The organism is Amycolatopsis sp. NPDC003676 (assembly GCF_053587275.1).
This window is the reverse complement of the sequence record NZ_JBSFNS010000103.1, coordinates 1-15,616: the sequence shown is the minus strand read 5'-3', so window position 1 is coordinate 15,616 and position 15,616 is coordinate 1. Positions and strand designations below refer to the sequence as shown.

The 15,616-nt window shown below is 68.6% G+C and carries 16 protein-coding genes; 9 read left to right on the top strand and 7 right to left on the bottom strand.

Annotated elements, in window-relative coordinates:
- Positions 1-17: 17 nt before the first annotated feature.
- The 4 genes from ACWDNU_RS36510 to ACWDNU_RS36495 all read left to right on the top strand — a co-directional run bounded on the left by ACWDNU_RS36510 (position 18) and on the right by ACWDNU_RS36495 (position 3,082).
- Positions 18-1,736 carry a DEDD exonuclease domain-containing protein gene (locus tag ACWDNU_RS36510; protein WP_370939239.1) on the top strand — a complete coding sequence of 573 codons (1,719 nt, stop codon included), beginning with the start codon at positions 18-20 and terminating at the stop codon, positions 1,734-1,736.
- An 82-nt stretch (positions 1,737-1,818) separates the two neighbouring features.
- Complete coding sequence (locus ACWDNU_RS36505; RefSeq protein ID WP_009074830.1) at positions 1,819-2,103, top strand: Lrp/AsnC family transcriptional regulator; 285 nt, start codon at positions 1,819-1,821, stop codon at positions 2,101-2,103.
- A 41-nt stretch (positions 2,104-2,144) separates the two neighbouring features.
- Positions 2,145-2,597, top strand: a complete 453-nt coding sequence (locus ACWDNU_RS36500; RefSeq protein WP_449672215.1) for a GNAT family N-acetyltransferase — start codon at positions 2,145-2,147, stop codon at positions 2,595-2,597.
- A 29-nt stretch (positions 2,598-2,626) separates the two neighbouring features.
- Positions 2,627-3,082: a GNAT family N-acetyltransferase gene (locus ACWDNU_RS36495; RefSeq protein ID WP_449672214.1), complete on the top strand. Its 456-nt coding sequence runs from the start codon at positions 2,627-2,629 to the stop codon at positions 3,080-3,082.
- Between the two features lie 75 nt (positions 3,083-3,157).
- Here ACWDNU_RS36495 and qcrB read toward each other — a convergent pair whose 3' ends face one another.
- Genes qcrB through ctaE form a run of 4 tightly spaced genes read right to left on the bottom strand, consistent with a single transcriptional unit; the run spans position 3,158 to position 7,461 of the window.
- Entirely contained in the window at positions 3,158-4,816 is a 1,659-nt protein-coding gene (gene qcrB / locus ACWDNU_RS36490) for a cytochrome bc1 complex cytochrome b subunit (protein WP_370939242.1), read from the bottom strand.
- Positions 4,813-5,964, bottom strand: a complete 1,152-nt coding sequence (qcrA, locus tag ACWDNU_RS36485; protein ID WP_370939243.1) for a cytochrome bc1 complex Rieske iron-sulfur subunit — start codon at positions 5,962-5,964, stop codon at positions 4,813-4,815. Before qcrA ends, qcrB begins: the two co-directional genes overlap by 4 nt.
- Positions 5,961-6,779, bottom strand: a complete 819-nt coding sequence (qcrC, locus tag ACWDNU_RS36480; RefSeq protein ID WP_037809539.1) for a cytochrome bc1 complex diheme cytochrome c subunit — start codon at positions 6,777-6,779, stop codon at positions 5,961-5,963. The genes qcrA and qcrC overlap by 4 nt, the downstream gene beginning before the upstream one ends.
- A gap of 55 nt (positions 6,780-6,834) precedes the next feature.
- Positions 6,835-7,461, bottom strand: coding sequence for an aa3-type cytochrome oxidase subunit III (ctaE, locus tag ACWDNU_RS36475; RefSeq protein ID WP_370939245.1), 627 nt, complete (start codon positions 7,459-7,461; stop codon positions 6,835-6,837).
- 107 nt (positions 7,462-7,568) lie between these two features.
- Between ctaE and ACWDNU_RS36470 the strand changes: the two genes are divergently transcribed.
- From ACWDNU_RS36470 to trpD, 3 genes are all read left to right on the top strand, one after another.
- The gene (locus ACWDNU_RS36470; protein ID WP_354750241.1) at positions 7,569-7,994 is read left to right on the top strand and encodes a ribonuclease E inhibitor RraB; all 426 of its coding nucleotides are present in this window, start codon (positions 7,569-7,571) and stop codon (positions 7,992-7,994) included.
- Between the two features lie 61 nt (positions 7,995-8,055).
- The gene (locus ACWDNU_RS36465; protein ID WP_116203867.1) at positions 8,056-8,469 is read left to right on the top strand and encodes a hypothetical protein; all 414 of its coding nucleotides are present in this window, start codon (positions 8,056-8,058) and stop codon (positions 8,467-8,469) included.
- 5 nt (positions 8,470-8,474) lie between these two features.
- Positions 8,475-9,518: an anthranilate phosphoribosyltransferase gene (gene trpD, locus ACWDNU_RS36460; protein ID WP_449672213.1), complete on the top strand. Its 1,044-nt coding sequence runs from the start codon at positions 8,475-8,477 to the stop codon at positions 9,516-9,518.
- A 474-nt stretch (positions 9,519-9,992) separates the two neighbouring features.
- Here trpD and ACWDNU_RS36455 read toward each other — a convergent pair whose 3' ends face one another.
- On the bottom strand, positions 9,993-10,952 hold the full coding sequence (locus ACWDNU_RS36455) for a GlxA family transcriptional regulator (protein WP_449672212.1): 960 nt from the start codon (positions 10,950-10,952) through the stop codon (positions 9,993-9,995).
- Positions 10,953-11,035: 83 nt separating this feature from the next.
- Between ACWDNU_RS36455 and ACWDNU_RS36450 the strand changes: the two genes are divergently transcribed.
- The gene (locus ACWDNU_RS36450) at positions 11,036-11,944 is read left to right on the top strand and encodes a DMT family transporter (protein WP_449672211.1); all 909 of its coding nucleotides are present in this window, start codon (positions 11,036-11,038) and stop codon (positions 11,942-11,944) included.
- Between the two features lie 11 nt (positions 11,945-11,955).
- Here the strand turns inward: ACWDNU_RS36450 and ACWDNU_RS36445 are convergent, their stop codons facing one another.
- Positions 11,956-12,378 (bottom strand): cytochrome c oxidase subunit 4, encoded by a 423-nt coding sequence (locus tag ACWDNU_RS36445; RefSeq protein ID WP_370939250.1) that lies wholly within the window; start codon positions 12,376-12,378, stop codon positions 11,956-11,958.
- Between the two features lie 32 nt (positions 12,379-12,410).
- A complete protein-coding gene (gene ctaC / locus ACWDNU_RS36440) occupies positions 12,411-13,358 on the bottom strand; it encodes an aa3-type cytochrome oxidase subunit II (protein ID WP_344268357.1) in 948 nt (315 codons plus the stop codon).
- A gap of 212 nt (positions 13,359-13,570) precedes the next feature.
- Between ctaC and asnB the strand changes: the two genes are divergently transcribed.
- Entirely contained in the window at positions 13,571-15,505 is a 1,935-nt protein-coding gene (gene asnB / locus ACWDNU_RS36435) for an asparagine synthase (glutamine-hydrolyzing) (RefSeq protein WP_370939253.1), read from the top strand.
- Positions 15,506-15,616: the final 111 nt, after the last annotated feature.

Genomic DNA, 15,616 nt, shown 5'->3' with positions numbered 1-15,616 from the left:
TCCTACTGTGCGCGATCATGGAGACCCGACCGAGGCCGGACCAGGTTCAGCTGGCGTTCGACGAGCTCGGCACCCCGCTGCGGGACACCACGTTCGTCGTGTTCGACCTCGAAACCACCGGCACCAAGCCCGGCCCGGACGGGATCACCGAGATCGGCGCGGTCAAGGTCCGCGCCGGACAGGTGCTGGGCGAGTTCGCGACGCTGGTCAACCCGGGCACGCCGATCCCGCCGCAGATCGTCGAGCTGACCGGGATCACGCAGGCGATGGTCTACGACGCGCCGCGGATCGAACGCGTGCTGCCCGCGTTCCTGGAGTTCATCGCGGGTGCCGTGCTGGTCGCGCACAACTCCGGCTTCGACACCAGCTTCATGAAGGCGGCCTGCGAGGGACACGGCTACGTCTGGCCGCGCCCCACGGTGGTGTGCACGGTGAAGCTCGCGCGCCGCGTCATCCCGCGCGAAGAAGCGCGCAGCTACCGGTTGTCGTCGCTGTCGATGCTGCTCGGCGCGCGCACCCGGCCGACGCACCGTGCGCTCGACGACGCCCGCGCCACCACCGACGTCCTGCACGCGCTGCTGGAACGCGTCGGCAACCTCGGCGTCCATACCGTCGAGGAGCTGATCGACTACCTCCCGAACGTCACGCCAGCCCAGCGCCGCAAGCGAAACCTCGCCGCCGACCTCCCGTCCCGGCCCGGCGTGTACCTCTTCAAGGGACCGCGCGACGAAGTGCTGTACGTCGGCACCGCACGGGACCTCAGACGGCGCGTGCGGACTTATTTCACCGGTTCCGAAAGCCGGGGCCGGATCCGGGAAATGGTCGCGCTGGCGGAGCGGGTGGACGCCATCGAGTGCGCGCACTCCCTTGAGGCGGAGATCCGCGAGCTGCGGCTGATCGCCGCGCACCGGCCGGCGTACAACCGGCGTTCGAAAAACCCGCACCACGGCTGGTGGATCAGCCTTACCGACGAGGCTTTCCCACGGCTTTCCGTGGTACGCCTGCCGCGCGCAGGCACGCTCGGACCGTTCCGCAGCCAAGCCGACGCGCGCACCGCCGCCGAGACCCTTGCCGACGCCTCCGGGCTGCGCACCTGCACGCAACGCATCTCGGCCACCTCCGCGTCCGGCACGCCATGCGTGCTGGCGGAACTTGGTCGTTGCGGAGCGCCGTGTGCAGGGAGGCAGACCGTCGACGACTACTCCCCCGCCGTGGAAGCTGCCCGCGGGCTCATCGCTGGTCACGACGGCCGCCCGTTGCATCTGGCCGCGGCGAGGCTGGAGGAGATGGCGGAGCGAAGGCATTACGAACAAGCCGCCCGGCACCGCGACGAACTGGCCGGGTTGGTCCGTGCCGTCGGCCGCGCGCATCGGCAGGCCGCGCTCGCGTCAGTCGCGGAACTCATCGCGGCCGCTCCGGATGGCAATGGTGGCTGGGAGCTGTCCGTCATCCGTTACGGCAGGCTCGCTTCCGCTGGGGTCGCGCGCCGTGGGGTGCCGCCGATGCCGGTGGTCGAATCCCTGGTCGCCGCAGGGGAAACCGTGCTGCCTGGCGACGGGCCGTTGCGCGGTGCTCCTGGTGAGGAGGTTGGAATCTTGCTGCGGTGGCTCGCCCGGCCTGGGACCCGGCTTGTCCGTACTACGCGACCGTGGGCCGAACCCGCCGCCGTCGCGGGCTGGCAAGCCTGGCTGGCCAGAGTCGCCGACGCCCGTTCCCTGGAACATGTCGCAGGCTGACCGCCCCGCCACGGCGTCCTCGGGGGCGTTCCCGGCTACGATCGCGCTCGAGTAGTTACCGCCAGCAAGTGGGAGGAACGCTGTGATCACGGCGATCGTGCTGATCAACGTAGAGGCCGAGGAGATCCCGCAGGCCGCGCAGGCGATCGCGGACCTCGACCAGGTGTCCGAGGTCTACTCGTGCGCCGGGGACGTCGACCTCATCGCCACCGTGCGCGTGCAGGCCCACGAGGACCTCGCCGACCTGATCCCCGGGCGCATCGGCAAGGTCCGCGGCGTGCTCGACACCGTCACCCACATCGCGTTCCGGTCCTACTCGCGCGCCGACACCGATTCCGCGTTCGAGATCGGCGTCGAAGGGGCCTGACCCGCCGGGAATTGTCGTACCCCCGGGCTAACGTCCGGGGCATGACGACACTGCGGTTGGCCGAGGTCACCAGCGACAACGTGGGCGCGGCCTGCGATCTGTCGGTGGCGCCCCACCAGGAGCATTACGTGGCCCCGGTCGCCCGGTCGCTAGCGGAGGCCTACACCCAGCCGGACACGGCCTGGCCCAGGTTGGTTTACGCCGGGGACGACCTAGTCGGCTTCGTCATGGCCGCCTTCGATCCACGCTGTCCGATCGACTACTTCCGGTGCGGCGTCTGGCGGTTGAACATCGCCGCCGAGCACCAGAAGAAGGGCTACGGGAAGTTCGCTGTCGAAGCGGTGCTGGCGGAGGCACGTCGGCGCGGGAACGAGTCCGCGACGGTGCTTTGGGAGCCAGGCGAGCACAGCCCGGAGCCGTTCTATCTGCGGCTGGGTTTCCAGCCCACCGGCCAGATTCACGAGGGCGAGGTCGTCGCGCGCATCAAGCTCTGAACCCCGCGGGCCGCGCTACCGTACTTCGCATGACGACCCTGCGTCTGGTCGAAATCACGGTCGACAACGTGGAAAAAGCCTGCGATCTCAAAGTGGCGAAGCACCAGCGCGGCTACGTTTCCTCGGTCGCCCGCTCGCTCGCCGAAGCCTACGTCCAGCCGGACATCGCCTGGCCGAGGCTGGTTTACACCGGGAAGAAACTCGTCGGCTTCGTCATGGCCGCCTTCGACCCGGACAACCCGACCGACTACTACCGCTCCTACCTCTGGCGGCTGAACATCGCGGCCAAACACCAGAAAAAGGGCTACGGCCGGTTCGCGGTCGAAGCCGTCCTGGCTGAAGCTCGCCGCCGCGACGCCGAATCCGTCACGGTCAGCTGGATGCCGGGCAAGCACAGCCCACAACCGTTCTATCTGAAGCTCGGCTTCAAGCCCACCGGCGAGATCGACGAAGACGGCGAGATCGTCGGCCGCATCCAGCTCTAAGCAACCACAGCAAGAAGGCCCCTCCCTCGCGATGAGGAAGGGGCCTTCCGGCTTGACCAGAAAGAACTCAGGAACTCAGTGCCCGGAACCGACCTCGGTCGACTCCTCGGACCCTTCGACCTGCGCCTTGCCGTTCCCGTGGCCGTTGCCGCGAGCGCGGTCGAGCGCCTTCGTCTCTTCCGCCGGGTCCGGCGTCCAGATCGAACCGGGGACGGCGTGGCCCGCGGTGCCGAGCTTGTTCATCTTCTTCGGCACCGCCGCGCCCTGGTACTCGAGCGGGATGGCGTGGCCGTGGCTGTCCGTGCCGCCCAGCGGCTGGTGGATCTCGATGAACTCGCCGTGCGGCAGCCGCTTGATGATGCCGGTCTCGACGCCGTGCTCCAGCACTTCCCGGTCGGACCGCTGCAGGCCAAGGCAGATCCGGTAGGTGAAGTAGTACGCCAGCGGCGGCACGATCAGCACGCCGATGCGCCCGGCCCACGTCGTCGCGTTCAGCGAGATGTCGAACTGGTCGGCGATGATGTCGTTGAAGCCGGACAGCTCGATCACCGCGAAGAACCCGAGCGCCATCATGCCCAGCGCGGTGCGGACCGGTGCGTCGCGCGGCCGCTGCAGCAGGTTGTGCGCCGCGTTGTCCTTGGACAGCTTGCGTTCCAGGAACGGATACCCGAGCAGCAGCGCGAACAGGATCGGCATGCCGATCGCGCCGGGGAAGAACACCGCCGGGATCGTGTAGTTCCCGAGATAGACCTCCCAGGCAGGCCAGATCCGGAGCATGCCGTCCGCCCAGGCCATGTAGAAGTCGGGCTGGGACCCCGCGGACACCATCGACGGGTTGTACGGGCCGAAGTTCCACACCGGGTTGATCTGGAACAGGCCGGACATCAACGCCAGCACGCCCACGACGAGGGTGAAGAACGCGCCGCCCTTGAGGGCGAAGTACGGCATGATCCGCACGCCGACGACGTTGGTCTCCTTGCGCCGCACGCCGGGGAACTGGGTGTGCTTCTGGTACCAGACCAGCGCGAGGTGCGCGCCGATCAGCGCCAGCATGATGCCCGGGACCAGCAGGATGTGCAGCGTGTAGAGGCGCGGGATGATCTGGTCGCCGGGGAACTCCCCGCCGAACAGCGCCCAGTGGATCCAGGTGCCGATCACCGGCACCGACAGCACGATGCCGGACAGGGTCGCGCGGATACCGGTGCCGGACAGCAGGTCGTCCGGGAGCGAGTAGCCGAAGAAGCCCTCGAACATGCCCAGGATCAGCAGCAGGCCGCCGATGACCCAGTTCGCTTCACGGGGCTTGCGGAACGCGCCGGTGAAGAAGATCCGGAGCATGTGCACCATCATCGACGCGACGAAGATCAGCGCCGCCCAGTGGTGCAGCTGCCGCACGAACAGGCCGCCGCGCACGTCGAACGAGATGTCCAGCGTGGTGCGGAACGCCTGGGACATTTGCATGCCCTGCATGTTCGTGAAGCTGCCGTGGTACGTGACCTCCTGCATGGAGGGGTCGAAGAACAGCGTCAGGTACACCCCGGACAGCAGGATGACGATGAAGCTGTACAGGGCGATCTCGCCCAGCAGGAAGGACCAGTGGGTCGGGAACACCTTGTTCATCTGGTGCCGCAGGCCCTTGGCCAGCTTGTACCGCTGGTCCGCGTTGTCCGCGGCCTCGCCAAGGTGCTTCTGGAGTGCGCTCGTGCCCTTGGTCGGCGTGGTGAGTGAACTCATGACTTACGCTCCCAGAAGGCCGGTCCGATGGCCTCGTTGAAGTCGCCCTTCGCGATCAAGTATCCCTCTTCGTCAACCGTGATCGGAAGCTGCGCCAGCGGACGCGTCGCCGGGCCGAAGATGGGCTTCGCGTAGTGCAGGGCGTCGAACTGCGACTGGTGGCACGGGCAGAGGATGCGGTTCGTGCGCTGCTCGTACAGGGAGGTCGGGCAGCCGACGTGGCTGCAGATCTTCGTGTACGCGTAGTAGTCGCCGAAGTTGTAGTCCTCCTGGCCCTTGCGCTTGACCACGCGCGCGGCGTCGGTCGGGCGCAGCCGGATGAGCATGACCGGGTTGTCGACCCGCATCAGCGCCTCGGACAGCTTCTTCTCGTCGCCCTTTTCCGATTCGCGGTACGGGAAGACCGTCTCCATCGCGCCTGCGTCGAGGTCCTCGGCCTTGACCAGGGCGACGCCTTCCTTGACGTCCGCCTCGAGGTTGCCGGTGTTGCGGCGCAGATAGACCTTCTCGCCCTTGAACTGCGGCAGCCATCCGGTGTGCCAGAGGCCGTCCTTGTTCTCGGTGTCCTTCCACGGGTCCTTGATGAAGGACGCGATCGGGAGCGCCGCCACCGCGAGGCCGAGCGCGCCCGCGCCCGCGCCGGCGGTGCGCTTGATCAGCGACCGGCGGGCGATGCCGTTGCGGGTCCCGGCGTCGGCAAGGTGGGCCAGGATGGTGGCCCGGTCGACCTCGGCCGACGGGCCGTCGCTGCGCTGCTGCACCGAGGTCTCGTGCGGGACGAACTTCTTGGTGTAGAGGATCACGCCGATGCCGAGCGACAGCACCGCGAGACCGAGCGTGACGCCGAGCGCCGGGGTGTAGAGGCTGTAGGTCGAGTGCCCGGTCGGGTCGCTCGGGTCCTTGTACTCCCACCACTTCGGCCAGGCCATCACGACCACGAACGCCAGGCCGGCGAGCGCGGACAGGGCGAACCAGAACGCGACGAGGCGCTGCGCGCGCCGCTCCGCGCGGGTGCCCTCGACCGGCCACGGCTCCGGGTAGTCGACGATTTCGACGCCGTCCAGCTGACCGCCGAGCTTGAGCAGCTCGTCGCGGTCCATCTCAGCCAGCTCCGCCTCCGAGGGCGGCTTGGGCCCTTCGGCACTCATGCCTTCGATCCAATCCACAGCGTAATGCCGACGAGCGCGGCGATTCCGACGACGAAGGCGATGACGCCTTCGGAGGCGGGGCCGACCCCGCCGAGACCGTTGCCGCCCGGGTCGTTGTTGCCGTCGGACACCGACTTGACGTAGGCGATGATGTCCTTCTTCTCTTCCGCGCTGAGCTGGCGGTCGGAGAACTTCGGCATGTTCTGCGGCCCGGTGAGCATCGCGTCGTAGATCTGCTCCTCGGTGGCCGGGTCGAGCGGCGGCGCGTACTTGCCCGCCGACAGCGCGCCCCCGCGGCCGGTGAAGTTGTGGCACGAGGCGCAGTTGAGCCGGAACAGCTCGCCGCCGCGCGCCGGGTCGTTGCCGCGCAGCGCCTCGCCGCGCTCCTCCGGACGCTGCGCGCCGCCGCCGTGCGCCTGCACGTAGGCGCCGACCGCGTCGATCTCGCTCGGGGTCAGCTTCGGCGGCTTGCGGGCGATCTGCGCCTCCTGGCGCGCCGCGGGCATCCGGCCGGAGGAAGTCTGGAAGTAGACGGCCGCGTCGCCGATGCCGATGAGGCTCGGACCGCGGTCCTTGACGCCCTCGAGGTTCGCGCCGTGGCACTCGATGCAGGTGTTGTTGTAGACCTGCTCGCCCTGGCGCAGCAGCGCCGGGTCGCCCTGTGCCTGCGCGGTCTGCGGTTCCGGGGCGAAGACGGCGTACAGGGCGCCGGCCCCCACCAGGGCGACGCCGAGTGCGAGCACGCCCGCGAGGCGCCTGCGCATCTTCGAGCGCGCGCGGAACCGGCGCTCCGAGGATTTGGTGCTGGTGGTCATCTTGCGGCAACCCTTGCTGTCAGTTCAGGCCGTTTTGTGGTGGGCGGTGCGGAGATCAGGGAAGGATGTAGATCACCGCGAAGAGGCCTACCCACACGATGTCGACGAAGTGCCAGTAGTACGACACGACGATCGCCGAGGTGGCCTGCGCCGGAGTGAACTTGCTGAGCTTCGTGCGGACCAGCAGGAACACGAAGGCGATGAGCCCGCCGATCACGTGCAGGCCGTGGAAACCGGTCGCGAGGTAGAACACCGTTCCGAACGGGCCGGACGGGATCGTCAGCCCCTCCTCGACGAGGTTGTGGTACTCGTTCGCCTGCCCGGCCACGAAGATCGCGCCCATGATCAGCGTCACGATGTACCAGCGCCGCAGCCCGTAGACGTCGCCCCGCTCCGCGGCGAACACGCCGAACTGGCAGGTCAGCGACGACAGCACGAGGATCACCGTGAACGGGATCGCGTACGCGACGTTGAGGTGGAATTCCTCGCCGTGCAACGGCGGCGGCCAGGACGCCCCGGCCGGGTTCTGCGCCTTGACGGTGAAGAACATGGCGAACAGTCCGGCGAAGAACATCAGTTCGCTGGACAGCCACACGACGGTGCCGACACTGACCATGTTCGGCCGGTTCAGCGAGTGGACCCGCTGGCTGATGGTGGGAGCTGCCGTTGTCACGAATCGCATTATGTCCTCTCGTGCGGGCACCCCGCCCGCCGGGTCTGCGGCGGGTCGTGGGAGCTTCGCGTCACACCCGCGCGCGAGAGGCGGACCAGCACCGGAAGGAGCTACTCGTGAGTTGGCTGGAGAAGCTCCGTGACCTGGTGAGAAAGCCGGAAAACGCGGTTCTGGACCCGGACGCGCCCGGTCTGCGGGTCGTCGTTTCGGCGTTCGATCCGGCCGTCGCGGACTCCGCGGTGCTGGCCGATTCACCCGGCTGGGCAAGCGAAGCGCCCGCGGTGCTGGTGCATCACCTCGTGCTTCCGGCGGACCGGATCGAAGAGGCGGCGGCGATTCTCGCCCAGGACGGCTACGACCTGCGCGAGCAGAGCCGCGACGGCGACCGGGTGCTGGCGCACGCGCGGCGGGTGCAGGTGCTGGACGCCTTGCACTGCGCCCAGGAACGGTCCCGGATGGCCGGTTTGGCGCAGCGCCTCGGCGGCGACGCGCCGGGCTGGGAGGCGCGGCAACCGGGTGACTCGCCCACCGCGTCCGCGTGAGATGCGTCTCGGCGGATACGATCGCGGCTGTTCCACCCGTGACGAGACGGAGGCGTGCTCAATGAGCGAGCAGTCCCAGCGGATCCTGGTGTTCAGCCACAAGGCCGAGGTCCGCGAGGCGATCATGAACGCCGTCGGCAGGCGCCCGGCGGCCGACCTCGGCCGCGTCGAGTGGGTCGAGGCGTCCGGCATCGCCGACGTGCTCGCCGAAATGGACGCGGGCTCGGTCGACCTGGCGATCCTCGACGGCGAGGCCCAGCCGACCGGCGGCATCGGGCTGACCCGCCAGCTCAAGCACGAGATCGACGACTGCCCGCCGATCGTGGTGGCCGTCCGCCGCCGCGACGACCGATGGCTCGCCACCTGGGCGCTGGCCGACGCCGTGCTGGTGCACCCGCTCGACCCGCTGACCGCGGCGGAGACCGTCGCCGGCGTGCTGCGCGCCGGGCGGGTCCCCGCCGTCAACGGCGGCTGAGCCCGGTGGGCGCCACCCCGCACACCTGGCCCGCGCTGCTCACCCGGCTCATCGCCGGCGAGGACCTGTCCGCGGAGGACACGGCGTGGGCGATGGACCAGATCATGTCCGGCAGTGCCGGACAGGCGCAGATCGGCGGCTTCGCGGTCGCGCTGCGCGCCAAGGGCGAAACGCCGGCGGAGATCTCCGGCATGGCCGACGCGATGCTGTCGCACGCCCGGCGGATCACGCTGAGCCGCCCGGCGGTGGACATCGTCGGCACCGGCGGCGACCGGTCGAACTCGGTGAACATCTCCACGATGGCGACGATCGTCACGGCGGCGGCGGGCGCGCCGGTGGCCAAGCACGGCAACCGGAGCGCGTCGTCGAAGTCCGGCGCGGCCGACGTGCTGGAAACCCTCGGCGTGAAGATCGACCTGCCGCCCGAGGCGGTGCTCGCGTCGCTCGAGGAGATCGGCATCGGGTTCTGCTTCGCGCCCGCGTTCCACCCGGCGTTCCGGCACACCGGCCCGCCGCGGCGCGAACTGGGCGTGCCGACCACGTTCAACCTGCTGGGCCCGCTCACCAACCCGGCGCAGCCGCAAAGCGCGCTGATCGGGTGCGCCTACGCGGACAAAACCCGGGCACTGGCGGAGATTTTCGCCGAGCGCGGGATGTCGGTGCTGGTGGCCCGCGGCGACGACGGGCTGGACGAGATCACCACCACGACGACGACGTCGGTGCTGGTGGTCTCCGGCGGCACGGTGACGGAGCGCTCCTTGGATCCGCAGTCGCTCGACATCCCGCGCGCCACGGCCGAAGACCTGCGCGGCGGCGACGCGGCGGCGAACGCGGAGGTCGTCCGGGAACTGGTGAGCGGCAAGACCGGCCCGGTGCGCGACGCGGTGGTGCTGAACGCCGCTGCAGCGCTGGCCGCTTTCGCGGGCTTCTCTGATTCGCTCGAGGACGACTTGGCGGCTGGGCTGGAGCGAGCACACCAGGCCATCGACAGCGGTGCGGCAGCGACGCTGCTGGACCGGTGGATCGCGTTCTCGTCGACTGGCCGCTGATCGTTCGCAACGTTCTGAACGCCGCATTGGGTGCTTTCCACACGCATCCGGTGCGGCGTTCGGTGCGTTCAGCGCACCCAATGCGGCATTGGGAACGGAGAGCGAGCACCTAAACGCGTCGTTCGGTGCACGCGTCGCGAGCGGCTTTCCGTTGAGCGCGGTGCGGCGGCTCGCGGTAACGGCGCTCGCCAGAGCGATGCTGAGCACCCGCTGCCGAGCCTGGTCGCCTGACCTCGCTCCCGCTGAAGTACGTGAGGGGACCCCTGAGGGAATCTGATTCCCTCAGGGGTCCCCTCACATACGTTCACCCCAGCCGGACCGCGCCCCATCGACCAGGACAACCCCGTGTCCTCGCCGCTGCGCCCGCTGCCGAGAAGACCCCAATGCCGCATTGGGTGCGTTAGCTGCACCCAATGCGGCATTCGTTGCGTCACACGCATCCAATGTGGCATTGGGGCGGTCTGGGCCGAGGACTCACGAGCGGAAAGCGGTCCGGTAAGCGCTGGGCGTGGTCGAGCGCAGCCGCGAAAACTGGTGCCGCAACGCAGCCGCGGACGCATATCCACACGCGACCGCGATGTCCTCCACCGAAAGCGAACCCTCTTCCAACAACGCCTGTGCCCGGTCGAGACGGCGTTCAGTCAGCCAGCGATGCGGCGTCGTCCCAGTGGCCGCGGAGAACCGGCGCAGGAACGTCCGCTCCCCCAATCCGCTGCGGCGAGCCAATTCCGCGACCGTGAACGGCTGGTCCAACCGCCGTTCCACCCATTCGAGCGCCTCGGCGACCACCGCGTCGTCCGGCGCGGCCGTCGCGGGCACCGGTGCCTGCACGAACTGCGCCTGTCCACCGGCGCGGTGCGGCGCGGCCACCATCCGCCGAGCCAGCGCGGTAGCCGCCGCAACGCCGCGCAACCGACGTACCAGGTGCAGGCACAGATCCACCGCGGCGACCGTTCCGGCGCTGGTGAACACGCCGTCGTCGTCCGCGTAGAGGGCTTGCGGGTCGACTTCCGCAGTGGGAAACAACCGGCGGAATTCCGGCTCGTAGATCCAGTGCACCGTGCAGCGGCGACCGTCCAGAAGTCCCGCGTAGCCAAGGGAAAACACTCCCGCGCAGAACCCGGCCACCCACGCGCCACGCTTCCGAGCCGCGCGCAACGCGTCCAGCAACGGCTCCGGCGGCGGCGCGGTCCGCGGCGCTTGGGTGGGCACAATCACTAAATCCGCTGACGCCGCGAAGTCGAGATCGCGAAGTCCGGAAAGGCCGAATCCGGACCAGCTGGCCACTTCCGCCCCGTTCGGCGAGCACACGCCGAAATCCCAGCCGGGCATGCCGTCCGCGCTGCGGTCGGTGCCGAACACCTCGCACGCGACCCCCAGCTCGAACGGCGAAACCCGGTCCGCGAGCAGTACGGCGACCCGTTGCACGTCCATGCCGACCAGGATGTCACAAGTTTTGCGGTCATTGTCATCTCTGACACTGGTTGAGCGTCGCCGCGAAGGCGAATCTGGGACGCATGAAGAACCCCGAATCCCGCCCGGTCCTGCAGTGGTCCGCGGCGATGGCGCTGTCCGGAACGATCGGCGCGGTCGTGCTCGAAAGCGGCGCGGCCGCCCCGGCGGTCGCGTTCGCCCGCTGCCTCGTCGGCGGCGTCCTGCTGGTCGTGTGGTCCCTCGCCCGCGGCTGGTTCCGCGACTGGCGGCCGACCCGCCGCGACCTGCTGCTCGCCGTCGCCGGCGGATTGCTGCTGGTCGGCAACTGGGTGCTGCTGTTCGCGTCCTACTCGCTGTCGTCCATCGGCGTCAGCACCGTCGTTTATCACACCCAGCCGCTGATTCTGGTCGGAATGGCGGCGATGTTCCTAGGCGAGAAAGTCGGCCGTTCGCACCTCATGCGAGCAGGCGTGGCGTTCGCCGGAGTTGTCGTGATTTCCCTTTCCGCACAAGGTGATGACGGGCAACCGGTCCGGTTCGCCGGGATCGCGCTCGCCCTCGGCGCGGCTCTGCTCTACGCCGGTGCGTCCTTCATCGCCAAGCAGCTCAAGCACATCCGGCCGCATCTGCTCGCCGCGGTTCAGCTGACGGTCGGCGCGATCGTGCTCGCGCCCGCGCTGATGTTCACGCCGCTGCCGAGTTCGGCTCCGGGACTGCTGTGGCTCCTGCTGCTGGGCACGGTGCACACGGCCGTGATGTACGTGCTGATGTACGCCAGCATCGGCAAGCTGCCGACCACGACGGTGGCGCTGCTGTCCTACCTGTACCCGGTGGTCGCGGTCGTGGTGGACATGCTGGCTTTCGGCCACCGGCTCACCTGGCCGGAGGGCCTGGGCATGCTGGCCGTGCTCGCCGCCGCGCTGGCTCCGCAGCGCGCCAAGGCGGACACGCGAAACGCCCGGCCAGGAATCCCCAGCCGGGCGTCTCGGTGAAGCGGAAGAACTCAGTCGTGCTCGGGACCGGTGTGGTACTCGAACACCAGCCCGCCGACCGCGATGAGCAGGGCCACGAGCGCCATCACGAGGAGCCAGATGTGGAAGAACGCGAGGGCGAGGCCGGCGAGACCGGCGCACGCGGCCAGCGCGACCGGCCAGTAGCTGCCCGGGCTGAAGAAGCCCAGCTCGCCGGCGCCGTCGCTGATCTCGGCGTCCTCGCGGTCCTCCGGACGCTCTTCGATCCGGCGGGACACGAACTGCATGTAGCTGCCGGCGAGGAACGCCAGGCCGCCGGTCAGGAACAGCGCGACGATGCCGACCGGCTCAGCCTTCTGGTCGGTGGTGAAGAGCGCGGTCATGACCCAGTAGACGGCGGTCATGAGGACGGCAAACCCCGCCACCATGTAGAAAATCCGGGCTTCGACCTTCATGGGATTGGTCCCCTGCTCCTTCTGGTTCGCCGTCAGTTGGACGCGGTGCGCGCGGTGCGGTCAGTATTGAACGGCTTCGTGGTCACCGCGTACGGGCTGCACAGCTCGCCGCAGTTCATCGAAGCCAGCGCCTCGGACGCGGTGTTCGGCTTGCCGGTCTTCGGGTTCGTCGCGGCGCGCAGCTTGAGGTACTGGTCGAACTTGTCCGGGGACAAGGCGCGCACCTCGAAGTTCATCACCGAATGGTACGTCCCGCACAGCTCGGCGCAGCGGCCGACGAACGATCCTTCACGGTCGATCGAGTTCTGGAACGAGCTGTCCTGGTTGTTCTTCTCCGGGTCCGGCATGACGTCGCGCTTGAAGTTGAACTCCGGGACCCAGAACGAGTGGATGACGTCCGTCGAGCGGAGCCGGTACTCGATGGTCTTGTTCGTCGGCAGCACGAGCAGCGGGATCTCGCCGGAGGAGCCGACGGTACTCACCTGGGTGCCGTCGGCGCGCTTGGCGGCATCGCCCTCGTACTTGAACTCCCAGTTCCACTGGAAGGCGATCACGTCGACGACGACGTCCGGGTTCGGCTTCTTGTCGAGGACCTTGCTCTCGGTCGTCGCGGTGAAGAAGAACAGCACGCAGACCATGATCGTCGGGAGGACGACCGTGAAGATCTCCAGCGGGATGTTGTACTGGAACTGCCGCGGGAGGTCCTCGGGGCCTTCGGCGGCCGCGCCCTTCTTCTTGCGGTGGAAGATCGCGGTCCAGAAGATCAGGGCCCACACGATCGCGCCGACGACCAGCGCGGCGACGACCGTCCACGTCCAGAGGGTGCGCATCTGGTCGGCCTGCGGCGTGACGCCCTTGGGCCAGCCGAAGCGGAGGATCTCGTCTCCCGAGCAGCCCGTCGCGGTCAGCGCCACCAGCACGGCCAGCGCGGCGACACGCCCGACCCGCTTACCCACCGGGGTGCGCTCTGGTTTTCCCACTGCGCCCTGCCCTTTCACCCAACAGGCCCTCTCACACCGGGCCTTCTTCGACCGATCTTCGTGACAGGCGGAGCCTAGCCGAGTTGGCCGCTCCCGCTGACCAAGGGGTGACCAGTTGCGCCGCGCGTCACCCGCATTCCCGGCGAGGCGCCCCGCCCCGGCATACTGGGCCCTTCCCCGGACCGGCCCGACCCTGAGGTGTGTGAGTACACGTGTGCGGCCTGCTTGGACTGATCTGCGCGACCGAAAACGACGCCGCGGACGCCCGCGCGAGCGTCGGCGCGGCGATGCGCTGCCAGCGCCATCGCGGCCCTGACGAGCAGGACACCTGGGCCGATGCCGAGGTCGTGTACGGCTTCAACCGGCTCGCCTTCATCGACGTCGACCACGCGCACCAGCCGCTGGTGTGGGGTCCGCCGGAGGCGCCGGGCCGGTACACGCTGAACTTCAACGGCGAGATCTACAACTACCGCGAGCTGCGCGACGAGCTGGCCGAAAAATTCGGTGCGAAATTCGCCACTGAAGGCGACGGCGAGGCGATCGTCGCGGCATATCACTACCTCGGCGACAAAGCGGTCGAAAAGCTGCGCGGCATGTTCGCGTTCCTGATCTGGGATTCGGCCGAAAAGGTGGTTTTCGGCGCGCGCGACCCGTTCGGCATCAAGCCGCTCTACTACAGCGCCGGCCCGAAGGGCACCGCGTTCTCCAGTGAGAAGAAGAGCCTGCTGGAGCTGTCGGACACGCTCGGCGTGGCGCAGGAGCTGGACCGCAAGGCCCTGCAGCACTACCTGGTCCTGCAGTACGTGCCGGAGCCGGAGTCGTTGCACACCGCGATCCGCCGCGTCGAATCCGGCACGTCGTTCCGGCTCTCTCCGGGCGGGAAGACCGAGTTCACCCGGTACTTCCACCCGAAGTTCGCCGCGAAGCCGGTGAACGGCCAGGCCGAGGCCGACGCGCTGTACGAGCGCATCGCCGATGTGATGCGCGACTCGGTCGGCAAGCACATGATCTCCGACCCGGACGTCACCGTCGGCGCGTTCCTCTCCGGCGGCATCGACTCCACCGCGACCGCGACGCTCGCCAAGGAGCACAACCCGAACCTCATCGCGTTCACCACCGGGTTCGAGCGCGAGGGCTACTCCGAGGTGGACGTCGCCGCGGAATCGGCCGCCGCGATCGGCGTGAAGCACGTGGTCCGCACGGTGTCGGCGGACGAGATGATGGAAGCGCTGCCGCTCATCGTCTGGTACCTGGACGACCCGGTCGCCGACCCGGCGCTGGTCCCGCTGTGGTTCATCGCCCGCGAAGCGCGCAAGCACGTGAAGGCCGTGCTGTCCGGCGAAGGCGCGGACGAACTGTTCGGCGGCTACACGATCTACGGCGAGCCGATTTCGCTGGCCCCGTTCGAGAAAATCCCTGGCGGCGTACGCAAGCTGCTGGGCAAGGTGTCCACGAAGATCCCCGAAGGCACCCGCGGCAAGGACCTCCTGCGCCGCGGCGCGCTTCCGCTGGAAGACCGCTACTACGGCAACGCCCGCAACTTCCGCGACGAGCAGCTGCGCGCGGTGCTGCGGACGTACGAGGAAGGCGTCGGCTTCAAGGACGTCACCGCCCCTTGGTACGACGTGTCCCGCGGCTGGGACCCGGTGGCCCGGATGCAGCACGTGGATCTCTACACCTGGCTGCGCGGCGACATCCTGGTCAAGGCGGACAAGGTCACCATGGCGAACTCGCTGGAGCTGCGGGTGCCGTTCCTGGACGCCGAGGTGTTCAAGGTCGCCGCCTCGATCCCGCTGGACCAGAAACTCGCCCACGGCACCACGAAGTACGCGCTGCGCCAAGCGCTGGCGAAGATCATCCCCGGCCACGTGCTGAACCGGAAGAAGCTCGGTTTCCCGGTGCCGATCCGCCTGTGGCTGCGCAACGAGATGTACGACTGGGCCCGCGGCATCATCAACGACTCGAAGACCGACGAGCTGCTGGACAAGAACGCCGTGCTGCGCCTGCTCGACGAGCACAAGGAAGGCCAACTGGACCGCAGCCGCCAACTGTGGGCCCTGCTGGTCTTCATGCTGTGGCACGGCATCTTCGTGGAACACCGCATCAAGCCGGAAATCCCAGAACCGGTCTACCCAGTCAAGCTCTAAGACGGACGTGAGGGGAACCCTGAGGGAATCTGATTCCCTCAGGGCGGCGAGGACGGCCGTTCGGACGGACCGAGCACGACCATGTTGCCCGCGCCGGTCGCCGCGTCAGCC